The sequence below is a fragment of the Kineosporia sp. R_H_3 genome (assembly GCF_002198675.1).
Taxonomy (GTDB): domain Bacteria; phylum Actinomycetota; class Actinomycetes; order Actinomycetales; family Kineosporiaceae; genus R-H-3.
The window spans coordinates 1-15837 of the sequence record NZ_MWLL01000110.1 but is presented as its reverse complement, the minus strand read 5'-3'; the positions used below and the strand labels follow the sequence as shown (position 1 = coordinate 15837).

The 15837-nt window shown below is 76.1% G+C and carries 13 protein-coding genes and 1 pseudogene; 8 read left to right on the top strand and 6 right to left on the bottom strand.

Features of this window, described 5'->3' with window-relative positions:
- The 5 genes from ECOMGDLI_RS10645 to ECOMGDLI_RS10625 form a co-directional block, all read left to right on the top strand.
- Positions 1-1151, top strand: a 1151-nt coding sequence (locus tag ECOMGDLI_RS10645) for a glycerophosphoryl diester phosphodiesterase membrane domain-containing protein (protein ID WP_143447638.1), incomplete at its 5' end; no start/stop codon positions are given.
- Positions 1148-1843: a DUF4129 domain-containing protein gene (locus tag ECOMGDLI_RS10640; RefSeq protein ID WP_088316816.1), complete on the top strand. Its 696-nt coding sequence runs from the start codon at positions 1148-1150 to the stop codon at positions 1841-1843. The genes ECOMGDLI_RS10645 and ECOMGDLI_RS10640, both read left to right, overlap by 4 nt.
- Entirely contained in the window at positions 1840-3132 is a 1293-nt protein-coding gene (locus tag ECOMGDLI_RS10635) for a DUF4350 domain-containing protein (RefSeq protein WP_088316815.1), read from the top strand. The genes ECOMGDLI_RS10640 and ECOMGDLI_RS10635 overlap by 4 nt, the downstream gene beginning before the upstream one ends.
- A 42-nt stretch (positions 3133-3174) precedes the next feature.
- Positions 3175-4200 (top strand): MoxR family ATPase, encoded by a 1026-nt coding sequence (locus ECOMGDLI_RS10630; RefSeq protein WP_088316814.1) that lies wholly within the window; start codon positions 3175-3177, stop codon positions 4198-4200.
- 34 nt (positions 4201-4234) lie between these two features.
- On the top strand, positions 4235-5527 hold the full coding sequence (locus tag ECOMGDLI_RS10625; RefSeq protein ID WP_088316813.1) for a DUF58 domain-containing protein: 1293 nt from the start codon (positions 4235-4237) through the stop codon (positions 5525-5527).
- Between the two features lie 27 nt (positions 5528-5554).
- Here ECOMGDLI_RS10625 and ECOMGDLI_RS10620 read toward each other — a convergent pair whose 3' ends face one another.
- On the bottom strand, positions 5555-6550 hold the full coding sequence (locus tag ECOMGDLI_RS10620; protein ID WP_088316812.1) for a stage II sporulation protein M: 996 nt from the start codon (positions 6548-6550) through the stop codon (positions 5555-5557).
- A gap of 41 nt (positions 6551-6591) precedes the next feature.
- Here ECOMGDLI_RS10620 and ECOMGDLI_RS10615 point away from each other — a divergent pair, with 41 nt between their 5' ends.
- Positions 6592-7551: an RDD family protein gene (locus ECOMGDLI_RS10615; protein WP_088316811.1), complete on the top strand. Its 960-nt coding sequence runs from the start codon at positions 6592-6594 to the stop codon at positions 7549-7551.
- A 34-nt stretch (positions 7552-7585) separates the two neighbouring features.
- On the opposite strand, the gene ECOMGDLI_RS10610 is transcribed toward ECOMGDLI_RS10615, so the two are convergent.
- The 3 genes from ECOMGDLI_RS10610 to ahcY form a co-directional block, all read right to left on the bottom strand.
- A complete protein-coding gene (locus tag ECOMGDLI_RS10610) occupies positions 7586-9373 on the bottom strand; it encodes an ABC transporter ATP-binding protein (protein WP_088316810.1) in 1788 nt (595 codons plus the stop codon).
- Positions 9360-11165 (bottom strand): ABC transporter ATP-binding protein, encoded by a 1806-nt coding sequence (locus tag ECOMGDLI_RS10605; RefSeq protein ID WP_088316809.1) that lies wholly within the window; start codon positions 11163-11165, stop codon positions 9360-9362. Before ECOMGDLI_RS10605 ends, ECOMGDLI_RS10610 begins: the two co-directional genes overlap by 14 nt.
- A 157-nt stretch (positions 11166-11322) precedes the next feature.
- Positions 11323-12786 (bottom strand): adenosylhomocysteinase, encoded by a 1464-nt coding sequence (gene ahcY / locus ECOMGDLI_RS10600; protein ID WP_088316808.1) that lies wholly within the window; start codon positions 12784-12786, stop codon positions 11323-11325.
- Positions 12787-13113: 327 nt separating this feature from the next.
- Between ahcY and ECOMGDLI_RS10595 the strand changes: the two genes are divergently transcribed.
- Both ECOMGDLI_RS10595 and ECOMGDLI_RS10590 read left to right on the top strand, forming a co-directional pair.
- A complete protein-coding gene (locus tag ECOMGDLI_RS10595) occupies positions 13114-13536 on the top strand; it encodes a hypothetical protein (RefSeq protein WP_088316807.1) in 423 nt (140 codons plus the stop codon).
- A gap of 67 nt (positions 13537-13603) precedes the next feature.
- Positions 13604-14215, top strand: coding sequence for a LysE family transporter (locus ECOMGDLI_RS10590; protein ID WP_158220972.1), 612 nt, complete (start codon positions 13604-13606; stop codon positions 14213-14215).
- A 33-nt stretch (positions 14216-14248) separates the two neighbouring features.
- Here ECOMGDLI_RS10590 and ECOMGDLI_RS10585 read toward each other — a convergent pair whose 3' ends face one another.
- Positions 14249-15397, bottom strand: a complete 1149-nt coding sequence (locus tag ECOMGDLI_RS10585) for an FIST signal transduction protein (RefSeq protein WP_088316805.1) — start codon at positions 15395-15397, stop codon at positions 14249-14251.
- A 35-nt stretch (positions 15398-15432) separates the two neighbouring features.
- A pseudogene (locus ECOMGDLI_RS34575) lies at positions 15433-15837 on the bottom strand (hypothetical protein); the annotation flags it as partial.

Sequence of the window (15837 nt, the reverse complement as noted above, 5' to 3'; positions counted from 1 at the left end):
ACGGGCCACCCCCGCAGTACACCCCGCAGCCCGGCCCGCCCGTGCAGCCCGGCCCGGCCCCGCAGTACGGCGCGCAGCCGCAGTGGGGCGCGGCGCCGCAGTGGGGCGGCGCGCCGCAGGAGCAGCCCTGGGGCGCCCCCGGTGCCCCGGGCTGGGGCGGCGGCGGACCCCAGATGTGGCTCGCCCGGCCCAAGCCGGGGATCGTGCCGCTGCGCCCGCTCTCGCTCGGCGAGATCCTCGACGGCGCCTTCCAGGCGATCCGCACGAACCCGCGGACGATGATCGGCGTGTCGGCGATCGTCGTCGCCGTCGCGACCCTGCTCACGACGCTGCCGTCCGCCGCGCTGCTCACCGACCTCGGCGGCGGGTCGCTCTTCGAGCCGGGCGCGGCGCCGACCGCCGAGGACTTCGCGTCGCTGGTCCTCGGCACGATCCGGGCGTCCCTGCCGGGCTACGTCGTGCTGCTCGTCGCGACCGCCGTCCTCGGTGCGCTGCTGACGATCAGCGTGAGCAACGCCGTCCTCGGGGTGCGCACCGGCGGCGCGGCGCTGTGGCGCCGGGTCCGGCCCCGGCTCGGCGCCGTCCTCGGGCTGTCGGTCCTGCTCACGCTGCTCTCGCTGGGCGTCGCCGGCGTGCTCGTCGGGCCCGGGATCGCGATCCTGCGCTACGGCGACCCGCTCACCGGCGCGCTCGTGCTGCTCGCCGGCGCCGTGCCCGCCGTCCTCGTGTCGCTCGCGCTGACGGCCAAGCTCGGGCTCGCGGCGCCGTCGCTCCTGCTCGAGGACCGCAGCCCGGCGTCCGCGATCGCGCGGTCCTGGCAGCTGACCCGTGGCAGCTTCTGGCGGGTGCTCGGCATCCTGCTGCTCGCGTCGATCATCCAGGGCATCGGCGCCGCCGTCGTCTCGGCCCCCTTCGGCCTCGTCGCCGGTCTCGTCACCGGCGCCGCGGGCGACCCGTCGAACCCGTACGACAGCTTCTGGGGCAACGTCGTCCAGCTCCTCATCAGCGGGCTCGGGCAGACGATCGGCTCGGCCGTCTTCTACCCGTTCAGCGCGGCCGTGACGACGCTGCTCTACCTCGACGTCCGGATGCGCCGCGAGGGTCTCGACGTCGAGCTCGTCCGGCACGTCGAGGGCGGCCCGGCCGCGTGAGCGCGCTCGCCGCAGCCGGTGCGGGCGTCGCCGCCCTGGCGCAGGTCCCGCTCGAACCCGACCGGGACCAGGCCCGGCAGTGGGCGGTCGAGGAGCTCGCGAAGCGGGAGTACGCCGAGCAGCGCCCCGGTGCGCTCTCCCAGCTCCTCGACTGGATCCTCGAGCAGCTCGACAAGCTGTCCGGCCTCGGCGGCCCGGGGCAGGGCACCGGCACCGCGTTCGCACTCGTCGCCGGCGTCGTCGTCGTGCTCGTCGCCGTCGCGGTCCTCGTGACGGGGCGCGTCGTCCGACGGGCCCGGCAGGCCGACCCGGCCCCCGTCTTCGACGGCACGTCCGGCACCGCGCGGACCCACCGCGGCGCCGCCGACGAGGCCGCGGCCCGCGGCGACTGGCGGACGGCGGTCGTCGAGCGGTTCCGGGCCGTCGTCCGCGAGCTCGAGGAGCGCGCCGTCCTCGTCCCGCAGCCCGGCCGGACGGCGGACGAGGCGGCCGCCGAGGCCGCCCGCTGGCTGCCCGGCCTCGGCGACCCGCTGCGCTCCGCGGCCCGGCTCTTCGACGACGTGCGCTACGGCGACCGGCCCGCGGACGCGGCCGGCGACGCGGCGCTGCGCGCGCTCGACGCGCAGGTCGTGGCCGCCCGGACCGTCGCCCCGCAGACCGAGGCCGTGGCGTCGCCGGTGGTGCCGTCGTGACCGTCGTCGCGGGCCGCCCCGAGCCGGCCGACCTGACCTCCGACGGCCCCGCCGGCGGGCCCACCGACGGGCCCGTGTCCGGCCGCTCCCCCGGCCGGACCCGTGACCGGCGCGCCCGGGTGCTCCTGTGGGGCGGGGCGGCCGCGGGCGCCCTCGTGCTCGTCGCGCTCGTCGGTGCGCTGACCACCCCGCGCACGACGACCGGCGACCTCGAGCCGACCTCGGCCTCCCCCGACGGTGCCCGCGCCGTCGCCCAGATCCTGCAGCGGCAGGGCATCGGCGTCGAGACGGTCCGCACGTCGCGGCAGGTCGCCGAGCGGTCCTCCGCGCTGCGCACGACCGTCGTCGTCCACCCCGAGCTGCTCGGGCCCGAGCAGCTCGACCGGGTCGCCGCGACGCCCGGCCCACTCGTCCTCGTCGACCCGGACCTGCCCGCGCTCGAGCGGCTCGCCCCCTTCGCCGAGGCCGCCGGCGTCGTCGAGGCGAGGGGCGCCGAGCCCGCGTGCAGCCAGCCGTCGGTGACCGCGGCCGGCTCCGCCCGCGCGGGCGGCAGCCTGTACCGGCTCTCCGACGACGCCCGGCAGGCGAGCGCCGTCCTGTGCTACCCGGCCCCCGGCGGCTCCGACCGCGGCAGCCTCGTCCTCGGCACCGAGAACGGCCGGACGGTCGTCGTCGTCGGCCAGGCGGACGTCCTGCGCAACAGCCACCTCGCCGACGCGGACGGCACCGCGGCCCTCGCGCTGCGGCTGCTCGGCACCCGCGCCGGCGTCGTCTGGTACGTCCCGGACCCGGCCGAGCTGTCGACGTCCGACGAGGCGCCGACGCTGTCCGAGCTCGTGCCCCGCGGGGTCCGGTACGTCGCCTGGCAGCTGCTGCTCGTCGCCGTCCTCGCGATGGTCTGGCGCGGCCGCCGGCTCGGCCGGCTCGTCACCGAACCGCTGCCCGTCGTCGTCCGCTCGACCGAGACGCAGGAGGGCCGGGCCCGGCTCTACCGGCGTGCCAAGGCGTACGGCCGGGCCGCCGCGACGCTGCGGACGGCGGCGCTGCGCCGGCTCGCGCGCCGGCTCGACGTGCCGGCGGACGCCTCCCCCGCGACCGTCGTCGCGCTCGCCGCACAGGCCTCCGGGCTCGCGCAGACCGCCCTGACCGCGACGTTCCTCGGCCCCGCGCCGACCGACGACCGCGGCCTCGTCCGGCTCGCGGACGAGATCGCCGCCGCGGAGTCCGCCGTCACGACCGCCTCCTCCCGCCCCGCCCGGGCGCCGTCGTCCTCCGGCGGCGTCCGATGAGCCGCCGCAGCCCCCGCACCCACGCCGAGAGGTCCTCCGCCGATGTCTGACACCCCTGCCTGGTCCGCCGGCCCCGGCACGCCCCCCGCGCAGCCGGCCCGGATCGCCCCGACGGAGGCCGAGGCCGCCCGCGAGGCGCTGACCCGGGTCCGCACCGAGGTCGCGAAGGCCGTCGTGGGCCAGGAGGCGGCCGTCAGCGGCCTCGTCATCGCGCTGCTGTGCCGCGGGCACGTGCTCCTCGAAGGCGTGCCCGGCGTCGCGAAGACCCTGCTCGTGCGGGCGCTGTCGGCGTCCCTCTCGCTCACGACGACGCGCGTGCAGTTCACCCCCGACCTCATGCCCGGCGACGTCACCGGCTCGCTCGTCTACGACGCCCGGACGGCGCAGTTCGACTTCCGCGAAGGGCCGGTCTTCACGAACATCCTGCTCGCCGACGAGATCAACCGGACGCCGCCGAAGACCCAGGCGTCGCTGCTCGAGGCGATGGAGGAGCGGCAGGTCTCCGTCGACGGCAAGCCTCGGCCGCTGCCCGACCCGTTCGTCGTCGCCGCGACCCAGAACCCCGTCGAGTACGAGGGCACCTACGCGCTGCCCGAGGCCCAGCTCGACCGGTTCCTGCTCAAGCTGACGATGCCGCTGCCGCCGCGCGAGGTCGAGCTGGAGGTGCTCGCCCGGCACGCGGCCGGCTTCGACCCGCGCGACCTCGCCGCCGCCGGCGTCCGCCCGGTCGCCGGCCCGGAGGACCTCGCGGCCGCGACCCACGCCGTCCGCCAGGTGACGATCGACCCCGCCGTCATGGGGTACGTCGTCGACGTCGTCCGGGCGACCCGGAGCAGCCCGTCCCTCGCCCTCGGCGTGAGCCCGCGCGGTGCGACGGCGCTGCTCGCGACGAGCCGGGCGTGGGCCTGGCTCGCGGGGCGCGACTACGTGACGCCGGACGACGTCAAGGCGCTCGCCCGGCCGACGCTGCGGCACCGGGTGCAGCTGCGCCCCGAGGCGGAGCTCGAGGGCGTGAGCGTCGAGGGCGTCCTCGACAGCGTGCTGGCGACCGTGCCGGTCCCCCGCTGACCGTGGGAGCCGAACTCCGGCCGGAGGTGCGGTCGTGGCGCTGACCGGGCGGGTGCCGCTGCTCGCGCTCGCCGGCGTCGTCCCGCTGTGGCTCGCGCCCGGCTGGGCGACGTTCACCGGCTGGGCGCTGCTCGTGCTGCTCGCCGTCGGCGCCGACCTGCTGCTCGCCGGCTCGCCGAAGGCGCTCACGGTCGAGCGTGAGCCGCTCGGGTCGCTGCGGCTCGGCTCCGGTGCGCAGGCGTCGTTCGTCGTGACGAACCGCGGGCCCCGGCTGGTCCGCGGCGTCGTCCGGGACGCCTGGCAGCCGTCGGCGGGCGCGGCCGACCAGCGGCACCGGCTCGACGTCCCGGCCGGTCAGCGCCGCCGCTTCACGACCCGGCTCGTGCCGACCCGTCGCGGGGACCGGCTCGTCGAGCACGCCGTCGTCCGCAGCACCGGGCCGCTCGGGCTGGCCGCCCGTCAGCGCGCGCTGCCCGCCCCCGGCCGGCTGCGGGTGCTGCCGCCGTTCACGTCCCGCAAGCACCTGCCGAGCCGGCTCGCCCGGCTGCGCGAGCTCGACGGCAAGGCGGCCGTCCAGGTGCGCGGCCAGGGCACCGAGTTCGACTCGCTGCGCGACTACGTCGACGGCGACGACGTCCGGTCCATCGACTGGCGGGCCACCGCGCGCCGCCAGCAGGTCGTCGTCCGCACCTGGCGGCCCGAGCGCGACCGCCGGGTGCTCGTCGTGCTCGACACGTCGCGGACGTCGGCCGCCCGGATCGGCGACGCACCGCGGCTGGACGCGGCGATGGACGCCGCGCTGCTGCTCGCCGCGCTCGCGTCCCGCGCCGGTGACCGGGTCGACCTGCTCGCCGCGGACCGCCGCGTGCGGGCCCGGGTCGAGGGCGTCACGGGCGGCGGTCTGCTCCCCGCCCTCGTCGAGGCGATGGCGCCGCTCGACGCCGACCTCGTCGAGGCGGACTGGACCGTCGTCGTCGGCGCCGTCCGGCAGCGGCTCACCCAGCGCGCGCTCGTCGTCCTGCTCACCCCGCTCGAGGCCGCCGCGATCGAGGAGGGCCTGCTGCCCGTCGTCCAGCAGCTGACCCGGCACCACCAGGTCGTCCTCGCGTCCGTCGCCGACCCGCAGGTCGCCGAGCAGGCCGCCGCCCGCGGCGACGCGTACGCCGTGTTCGGCGCCGCGGCCGCGCAGCGCAGCCAGCTCGACCGGCTCGCCGTGACCGCCGAGCTGACCCGGGCCGGGGTCGACGTGCTCGACGCCCCGCCCGAGTCGCTGCCGCCGGCGCTCGCCGACCACTACCTCGCGCTCAAGGCCGCCGGGCGGCTCTGAGCCGCTCACCTGTGCGGCCTCGGCGTGTCAGCCGGTGACGGGGAGGACGTCCTCGCGGAGGGACTCGTCGAGGTCACCGGTCTCGCCGGACCGCGCGGCCCACCGGCCGAGGGTGCCCACGTAGCCGAGGAAGAGCAGCCAGACGACGGCGCCGATGGTGATCCGGGCCCAGGTCGGCAGGCCGGACGGCGTCACGAAGGCCTCGACGACGCCGGAGACCAGGAGCACGACGACGAGGCCGAGGGCGACGGTGATCATCGACCGGCCCTCCTGCGCGAGCGCCCGGACCCGCGGCAGCGGGCCCGGTGCGACCCAGGCCCAGAAGAGCTGCAGCCCGGCGCCGGACGCGACGAACACCGCGGTGAGCTCGAGCAGCCCGTGCGGGGTGATGAGCCCGAAGAAGAGGCCGAGCCGGTCGTTCGCCGCCATGAGGCCGCCGATGACCCCGACGTTCGCGGCGTTCTGGAACAGCACCCAGACCACCCCGACCCCGCTCACCCCGAAGACGATGCACAGCGCCGAGACCCACGCGTTGTTCGTCCACACCTGGGCGGCGAAGCTGCCGGCCGCGTACTCGCTGTAGTAGCTCTCGAAGTCGACCTCGACGAGCCGGCGGATCTCCTCCTCCGAGCCCACCGCGGCCTGCACCTCGGGGTTGCGGGCGACCCATACCCCGAGCGCGACCGCGACGACGGCGCTGAACGCGAAGCTGGCGAAGGCCCACCAGCGCGAGCGCCAGACGGCGGCCGGGAACGACACGACGAAGAACCGGGCGAGCTCGCGCCACAGCGGCTCGCTCGTGCCGGTCACCGCGGCGCGGGCCCAGGCGACGGACGACGACAGCCGGGCGGCGACCGCGGCGTCCGGAGCCGCCGTCCGGACCGCGGACAGGTGGGTCGCCGCCCGCTGGTAGAGCGCGACGAGCTCGTCCGCCTCCTCACCGGTCAGGCGGCGGGTACGGCTCAGCTCGTCGAGCCGGGCCCACTCCGCCGAGTGCACGGCCACGAAGGCGTCGAGGTCCATCGGGCCAGCGTACGGCGCGGCGGCTGCGTAGCCTGGGGCGCATGACGACGCCGACCGCGCCCGTGCCCGGAGCCGCGCCGTCCGGACCCGCGCCCGCCGGTGGCTCGCTGCCGTGGGCGGGTGCGCCGTCCACGACCGGGGCCGGCACCGTCGACGTCGAGGGCCTGCGGCTGCCCGCCGAGCTCGTCACGGGCGAGGCGGTCGCGCTCGAGCTGCGACCGGCGTCGTTCGCCGGGCGCTCGCTCGCGTGGCTGCTCGACGCGTTCCTCTACGTCGGCCTGCTCTTCGTCAGCGCGACCATCGTCGGCGGGCTCGCGGCCGGGCTCGACGAGGCCGCCACCGCGGCGCTGTTCCTCGTCGACGTGGTGGGCTTCCTCGTCGGGCTGCCCGTGGCGGTCGAGACGCTCACCCGCGGCCGCTCGGTCGGCAAGCTCGCCGCCGGGCTGCGGGTCGTGCGGGACGACGGCGGCCCGATCCGCTTCCGGCAGGCGCTCGTGCGCGGGCTGCTCGCCGTCGTCGAGGTCTTCTCGCTCCCGTTCGTCGCCGTCATCAGCTCGCTGGTCTCCCCGCACGGCAAGCGGGTCGGCGACCTGCTCGCCGGCACGTACGTCGTCCGGGAGCGCGGCGGGGTCGAGATCCCGCCGCCGGTCGCCATGCCGCCGCACCTGGCGCAGTGGGCCGGGTCCGCGGACATCGGCCGGATCCCCGAGCGGCTCGCGCTCGCGGCCCGCGGCTTCCTCGGGCGGACGGCGTCCCTGCACCCGCAGGCCCGCACCCGCCTCGGGACGAGCCTGGCCGACCAGGTCTCCCGCTACGTCGCACCGACGCCGCCGCCGGGCACCTACCCCGAGCACTTCCTCGCGGCCGTGCTCGCGGAGCGCACCCGCCGCGAGCTCGACCGGCTCGGTCGCGCCCAGGCCGCCCGGGCGGCGCGGACCGCGCGCCGCGACGCCGCCCCGGTGCTCGCGGCGTCGAGCCACAAGCTCGTCGGCGAGGACTGACGACCCGGCCCCGGCTGCTCACCGCCCCCGGCCGTCAGCGGTACGCCGCCGCCTGGATGCCGTAGAGCTCGCTGTACGGGCCGCCGCGGGCCATGAGGTCGGCGTGCGAGCCGGTCTCGACGACCCGGGCGCCGTCGAGGACGACGATGAGGTCGGCCATCCGCACCGTCGAGAACCGGTGCGAGACGAGCAGGGTGATCCGGCCGTCGGTGCCGCCGGCCGCTGCGGCGTACCGCTCGAAGAGGGCGTGCTCCGTCTCGGCGTCGAGGGCGGCCGTCGGCTCGTCGAGGACGAGCACGAGCGGCGTCTCGCGCATGAAACCGCGGGCCAGCGCGAGCTTCTGCCACTGCCCGAAGGAGACCTCGACGCCGTCCGGCCACGTCGGGCCGAGCTGGGTGTCGAGACCGTCGGCGAGCCGTTCGACGACGTCCCCGGCGCCCGCCCGATCGACCGCGGCGACGACCGAGGGGCGGTCGTCGACGCGCGGGACGTCCCCGAGCCCGACGCTGTGGTCGGCCCGCAGCTCGAAGCGGAAGAAGTCCTGGAAGGCGCCGGCGAGCCGGGCCCGCCAGCCGTCGGTGCGCAGGGCCTCGAGGGGCACGTCGTCGACGAGGATCCGCCCCGCGTCGGGTGCGTAGAGCTTGCAGAGCAGCTTGACGAGCGTCGACTTGCCCGCGCCGTTCTCCCCGACGACCGCGACGACGCTGCCCGCGGGCAGGTCGAGCGTGACGTCGTCGAGCACGCGCCGGTCGGTGCCCGGGTAGCTGAACGACACGTGCTCGAACCGGATGCCCCGCTCGAGCCGTGCGGGCGGGTCCCGGTCGGCGTCGACGACGAGCGCGGCCGCGTAGTCCTCCAGCCAGACGAGCCGGCGCGAACCGTCGAGCCAGATCCCGCGCAGCCAGCCGACCTCGGCCACGGTCGCCCCGATGTACGCGGACAGCCGTGCCCCCGCCGCGAGCACGAGGAGCACGCTGCCGGCCCCGGCGTCGAGCACAGTCGCCACGAGGACCACGGCAGCCACGTACGCCGACCCGAACACCGCCCACGCGAGACCGTGCCAGGCGGCCGTCACCGTGCGGGCCCGGGCCATCGGCCGGTAGCCGCGCTCCCAGGCCTCCCGGCGCTGCTCCGCCAGCCGGCGCCCGATCCCGGTGACCCGGACCTCCTTGCCGGCCGGCGCGGTCGTCGCCGTCTGGAACAAGTGCTTCGCCAGGCGCATGTGCGGCGCTGCCCGCTCCTGGACGGCCCGCTCCACCCCGGGCCGCCACGTCGAGGTGACGACGGTCGGCAGCGCGAAGACCCCGAGCAGCGCGAGCGCCGGGTGGATCGAGACGAGCAGCGCCACCGTGATGCCCAGCCGCAGCACCCAGCCGACGGTGCTGAACAGCGACATGTACATGTGGTCGAGCACGTAGATCTCGTCACGCAGCACCGCGAGCCGGTCGAGGAGCAGCGGCCGCTCCTGGTGCGCGACCGTCGGCACGGAGGCCTGCAGCCGGGCCACGTGGGACTCCAGCGCGATGGTCACCCTGTCCCGGAAGCGGCGCGTCACCCGACTGCTCACGACCCGCAGGAACCACGTGCCCGCCGCCGACAGCCCCAGCCCGAGGCAGGCCGCGAGCAGCAGCACGCGGTCGCGCTCGACGACGCCGCGGCCGAGCAGCTGCAGCCACAGCGCCAGGAGCGCGTCCGGGACGGCGCCGAGCACGGTGAGCGAGAAGGCCGCGACGAGCAACCGCGGCTCGTTGCTGTACCCGAGCCGGCACACCCGCCACATCGACCGCAGCCCGGGCGGCAGGTCCTCGTCAGAGGACGTCATAGGTCACCTCCTCCTCGTCGGCCGTACCGAACCGCTGCGCCTGGAGGTCGAACATCGTCCGGTAGCGGCCACCCGCCGCCATCAGCTCGTCGTGGGAGCCGAGCTCGACGACCCGGCCGTGCTCGAGGACGCAGATGAGGTCGGCGAGCCGGACGGTCGAGAACCGGTGGGAGACGAGCACCGTCGTCGTCCCCCGGGTCGCCTCGAGGATGCGCCGGAAGATCTCGGCCTCGCCGCGGACGTCGAGCTGTGCGGTCGGCTCGTCGAGCAGGACGACGCCGGCCCCGAGCCGGACGGCGGCCAGCGCCCGGGCGAGCGCGACGCGCTGCCACTGCCCGCCGGACAGGTCGGTGCCGCCCGGGTAGCCCTTGGCGAGCGGGGTGTCGAGCCCGGCGAGGTCGTCGGCGCCGGCGTCCGCGAGCGCGGCGAGGACGACGTCGTCCGGTGCCCCGCCCGGCGCGACGTTGCTCCGCAGGGGCAGCTCGAACCGGACGAAGTCCTGGAAGACCGCGGCGACCCGCCCCCGCCAGGCCTCGACGTCGAGGTCTCGCAGGTCGACGCCGTCGACCTCGACGGCGCCGGACTGCGGGTCGTAGAGCCGGCAGAGCAGCTTCGCGAGCGTCGTCTTGCCGGCGCCGTTCTGCCCGACGATCGCGAGCGAACGGCCCGCGGGGACCTCGAGGTCGAGGTGCTCCAGGACCGGGCCGCCGCCCGCCGGGTACCCGAAGGTGACGTCACGGAAACGGATCCCGCGCGTGGGCATCCCCGCCGCAGGCCGCGGCGTGCCGCCCGGTGGTGGTGCGAGCGCACCGGCCGGCCCGGTCGCCGGCCCGAGCCGCAGCGTCGCCGCGACCGGCCCCGCCGCGCCGTCCATGGCCCAGTTGAGCCCGCCGAAGGCGATCATCGACGTCCCGACCGCGACCTGCGCGTACGTCACGGCCTGCCCGAGGTCCACGCGGCCGTCGAAGGCGGCGGTCGCGAGCGCCCAGAAGACGGCGACGTTCGCACCGACGACGAGCAGCCCGCACCCGAGCAGCGGCCGCTCGCGCAGCCGCGTCGCCCGGTACTGCAGCTCGTGCAGCCGGGTGCGGTGCGCGACGAACCGCTCGACGGTCCAGCCGACGAGGCCGAACATCCGCAGCTCCTTGGCCGCGGGCGGGTCGACGGCGAGCCGGTAGGCGTAGTCGGAGTGCCGCTGCGCCGCCCTGACCTCGTCGGTGTTGCGGTCCCGCCAGACGCCGCTCTCCCGCAGGAGCCAGTGCGTCGAGGCCCACGCGCCGCCGAGGAGCAGCGCCGCCCACGGCGACCAGACCGCGAGCACGAGCACCGACGTCACGCCGCCGATTAGCTCGACGAGGCCGCCGGCGATGAAGTCCATCGCGACGAACAGCGGCGGGCCGAGCTGACCGAGGTCGAAGTCGCGGGCCGCGGTGAGGTCCTCGGCGAGCTCCGGGTCCTCGAGGTGGCCCATCCCCGGCGGGTCGACGCAGGCGTCGGTGAGCCGGTCGTAGAGCCAGGCCGCCGTCCGGTCGCCGAGGTTGGCGCTGAGCCCCTGCTGCACCGGCGCGAGCACCTGGAGCAGGACGAAGACCACGCCCATGAAGGTCAACGGTCGAGCGAGGTCCCCGCCCGACTGCACGGCCTGCACGAGCACGCCCGTGGCGACGGCGAACACCGCGGGCAGCACCCCGCGCAGCACGAGCACGACCCACCAGGCGACGGCGAGCCCCGGGGCGGCCTTCGGCAGCGTCGCGAAGAACTGCCACTCGGCACGTGCACGCAACCCCTGCACCGGGCCCTCCTTCGCCGTCCGGCCGTTCGACCGGGACGACGCTAGCGGCGCGGGCCGACAGCGCGCATGGACGGATCGGAGACGGCACGAGGCCCGGACGGCGGGTGCGCCGTCCGGGCCTCGTGACCGGTCGTGGTGCTCAGGGGCTGCGAGCGCCTCAGTACCGGTAGTGGTCCGGCTTGTACGGCCCGGCGACGTCGACGCCGATGTACTCCGCCTGCTCCTTGGTGAGCTGGGTGAGGCGGACGCCGAGCGCGTCGAGGTGCAGGCGCGCGACCTTCTCGTCGAGGTGCTTGGGCAGCACGTAGACCTGGGTCTCGTAGTCGCTCGTCTTCGTGAAGAGCTCGATCTGCGCGATGACCTGGTTCGAGAACGAGTTCGACATGACGAAGCTCGGGTGGCCGGTCGCGTTGCCGAGGTTCAGCAGGCGGCCCTCGGAGAGCACGATGATGCTGTGCTCCGCGCGGTCACCGGCGGCCGGGAACGTCCACTCGTGCACCTGCGGCTTGATCTCGACCTTGCGCACGCCCGGCAGCTTCGCCAGGCCGGCCATGTCGATCTCGTTGTCGAAGTGGCCGATGTTGCCGACGATCGCCTGGTGCTTCATCCGCGCCATGTCGGCCGCGGTGATGATGTCCTTGTTGCCGGTCGCGGTGATGAACATGTCCGCGGTCTCGACGACGTCCTCGAGCGTGGCGACCTGGTAGCCGTCCATCGCGGCCTGGAGCGCGCAGATCGGGTCGACCTCGGTGACGATGACCCGGGCGCCCTGGCCGCGCAGCGACTCCGCGCAGCCCTTGCCGACGTCGCCGTAGCCGAAGACGACCGCGACCTTGCCGCCGATGAGGACGTCGGTCGCGCGGTTGATGCCGTCGATGAGCGAGTGCCGGGTGCCGTACTTGTTGTCGAACTTCGACTTCGTCACCGAGTCGTTGACGTTGATCGCCGGGAAGAGCAGGCGACCCTCCTTGGCGAACTCGTACAGGCGGTGCACGCCTGTCGTGGTCTCCTCGGTGACGCCCTTGATCGCGGCGGCCATCCGGGTGAAGCGCTGCGGGTCCGACGCGAGCGAGCCGCGCAGCGTCTCGAGGATGACGAGCCACTCCTCGCTGTCGTTCTCGGCCGGCGACGGGACGACGCCCGCGGCCTCGAACTCGACGCCCTTGTGGACGAGCAGCGTCACGTCGCCGCCGTCGTCGAGGATCATGTTGGGGCCCGTGTTGCCGTTCTCGTCGGCGGGCCACGCGAGCATCTGCTCGGTGCACCACCAGTACTCGGCGAGCGTCTCGCCCTTCCAGGCGAAGACCGGCACGCCCTGCGGGTCCTGCGGGGTGCCGTGCGGGCCGACGACCGTGGCCGCGGCGGCGTTGTCCTGCGTGGAGAAGATGTTGCACGAGACCCAGCGGACGTCGGCGCCGAGCGCGACGAGGGTCTCGATGAGGACGGCGGTCTGCACCGTCATGTGGAGCGAGCCCGCGATCCGGGCGCCCGCCAGCGGCTTGCTGTCGCCGAACTCGGCGCGCAGGGCCATGAGGCCGGGCATCTCGTGCTCGGCGAGGCGGATCTCGTGCCGGCCGGACTCGGCCAGGTTGATGTCGGCGACCTTGTAGTCGAAGGACATGGGTACCTCTCGGAAGGGGGACGCCCGCGCCGGTGAGGTGCGGGACGTCGTCGGTGGGCGGGGTCGACCAGGCACGGGTCACGGACCCGCGAAGCGCTCAGCGACGGGCGGCGGCCTCTGGAGACCACGTCACCGTGCTGCACCCTGCTACCTCGTCGACCCGGCGCGGCCCCTCTGGGCCTGCGGCATCACCGACGCCGGAACCTTCTCAGGATACGCCCGGCGGCGGCCCCGCGCCCATCCCGCACGCCGGTGACGGCCGTCCGTGCACCGGGTGACGACGGCCGGGGACGACAACCGTGGGGGCGGCCTCGGCGTCCGACGGCTGTGACCAGAACCGCCGGCCGGCCGGCGACCCGGCGGCGCGCCGTCCTCGTGCTCCTCGTCGTCGGCGTCGTCGTCGCCGGGACGTGGGCGGTCCGGGTCCGGGCCGTCGAGGGGATGTGGCCGTGGCAGGAGGTCGGCGAGCGGGTCACCTGGTGCGAGCGCGACTACGCGCGCCTCCCGGGGCCGCCGCGCACCCTGGCCGCGGCCCGGGCCGAGTACGGGCAGGGCGGTCTGCAGCAGGTGACGACGACCGGGCGCGGCGACCGCGCGCGCGAGGTCTGGGCCGACCCGGGACCCGATCACGCGGTGCGCACACCGGACGGCTGGCGGCCCGCGATGCAGACGGCCCCCTGCGCGATGACCGCCTACGTCCGCACCGGCCCCGACGCCTTCGTGCCGTACGAGATCCTCGGCGGCCCGTGACGGACACGACGCCCTCGCGCGGGTAAATCCGTCGCCCGCCCCTGGCCCGGCCACCAGGATGTGGACCATGACCGCCGACCCGGACGCGTTCCTCGCCGGTGCCCTCGCGGGCATCGGCGTCGCGCTGCCGCTCGGCGCGATCAGCGTGCTCATCCTCGGTGAGGGGCTGCACCGCGGGTGGCGGTCGGCGGCGGCCGCGGCGACCGGGGTCGCGCTCGTCGACCTCGGCTACGCGGTCGTCGCGGTGGCGGCCGGGACGGCGGTCACCGCGGCCCTCGACGGCCGGACGGCGGCCGTGCGGCTCGTCGGGGCCGTCGTCCTCGCCGTCGTGGCGCTGCGCGGGCTGTGGGGGCTGCGCCGGCCGGCGGGCGCCGCGCCGGCCGAGGTGCCGGGGCACCACGTGCTGCTCCGGTTCGTCGGCCTCACGGCGGTCAACCCGCTCACGGCCGTCTACTTCGTCGTCCTCACCGCGGGCCTCGGGGACGCGGTGGCCGGCGCGTCGGCGGGCGGCCGCTTCGCGCTCGGGGTCTTCCTCGCGTCGTGGGCGTGGCAGCTCGTCATCGCGACCGCCGGTGCGCTCGCCGGCGCCCGGCTGCCCGGCTGGGCGCGGACGGCGACCGGGGTCGTCGGGTACCTCGTCGTCCTCGGGTACGCCGTCCGGCTGGCGCTGTCCGCCTGACCCCTGCCGGCCCGGCCCCGAGGCCCTGCCCGGTCAGCCGAAGAGGATCCCGGTGAGCGTCTGGTTCACGTGCGCCATCCACGTCTCGCCGTAGGTGTGGAACCCCGCGACCGGCAGGCCGCCGAACGCGTCGACGAAGTCCTGCGCGGCACCGGTGGCGTCCATCTCGAGGCGGCGCAGGATGCAGTTGAACATCACGGCCCCGCTCGCCGTGCCGAGGCTGCGCCAGGCGTCCAGGAGCGCGTCCCGGGTGCCGCCCACGAGGTCGCCGGTGCCCAGGACCGCGACGTCCATCCCGAGCGGCATCTGGGCCAGGAAGCGCACTCCCCCGCCGGCGACGACCGCCGAGGGGCTGCGCACCCACGGCTCGCCGGAGATGATCTGGCCCAGCGGGTGGCGCATGAAGACGGAGCCGCAGAGCGCCTCCACGGGCACCCCGACCGCCTCGGCGTACACCTGCGCGGCGGGCCGGCCGTCGAACGACGTGACGACCCGGCGGGTCTCGTCGGTCGAGGTGATCCGCAGGGTGATCCCGGTCTCCCGGACGGCGCACGTCTTGACCACCCGGAAGGGCACCTCGACGTGGCAGACCATGAGCGCAACGCCCTGGAAGCTCCACGCGCGGCCGGCCGCGACCCAGGTGCGCTCGAAGGCGAGGTCGTCCCCCGCTGAGCCGCCGACGATGTCGAGCAGCGGGGCGGCGTCCCCGAGGGCCTCGTTGACCGCCTCCTCCGCCTGGTGCATGCCGTCGATGAGGACGAAGCCGACGTGCTCGGCGGGGTCCAGGTCGCGCAGCGGCACCCGGACCGTGGTCTCGACGGCCGCGATCGCGGCGGCGATCCCGGCGTGCACGTCGCCGGACAGGTCGCCGAGGGTGGCGACCGCCCCGCCGACGACGGCGCGGGGCAGGGCCACCGCGCTGATCCCGCCCACCGAGGAGACCGCGTCGGTGAACTCCCCGGCCTTCGAGCAGCCGACGACCGCAGCACCGGGGAACGCGTCCGCCATCGGGCCGACGACGTCCTGCGGGTCGTACCGGGACGACGCGAAGTAGAGGACCGCGGCGGGGTCGGCGCCGCGCAGGCCCGCGCGGACGGCGGCGACGAGGTCCGCGACGGCGACGGCGGCCGGGCCGGTGGCATGGCCGCGGGCGAGGCCTGACGCCGTGGGGGCGGAGTTCATGCTGGCCGTCGCGTCCTATCGGTCCGGGGTGCTGGTCAGGGTATTGGGTCCGGCGCGCCGGCGACCCCTGCTCCACCAACGCGGTCGTTCCGCGTCCGCGCCGGAGAGCTCGCCGTAGCCCATCCGCTCCAGCACGGTGACGACCTCACGGACGACGGCGGGGTCGGCGACCTGGTCCGGCCGGGGGCCCGGACGTCGGCCCCGGTCCGCAGCGCGACCCGGGTGAGGACGCCGTCCAGGGCCCACTCGTTGCCGGCGAACGCCCCGGCCCGCAGCCGCTCGTGGACCTCGGTGAGCGTGCCGGGCGGCCCTGCGGCGCCCGCCGTCACGAGGACCGGCGCGGGCTGCGCCGGGGCGTCACCGAGGTGGCTGAACGCGTCGAAGGTGCCGCGGGGGGCACCGCTGCGGGACGACGGGACGACGCGGGCGGGGGCCAGGGC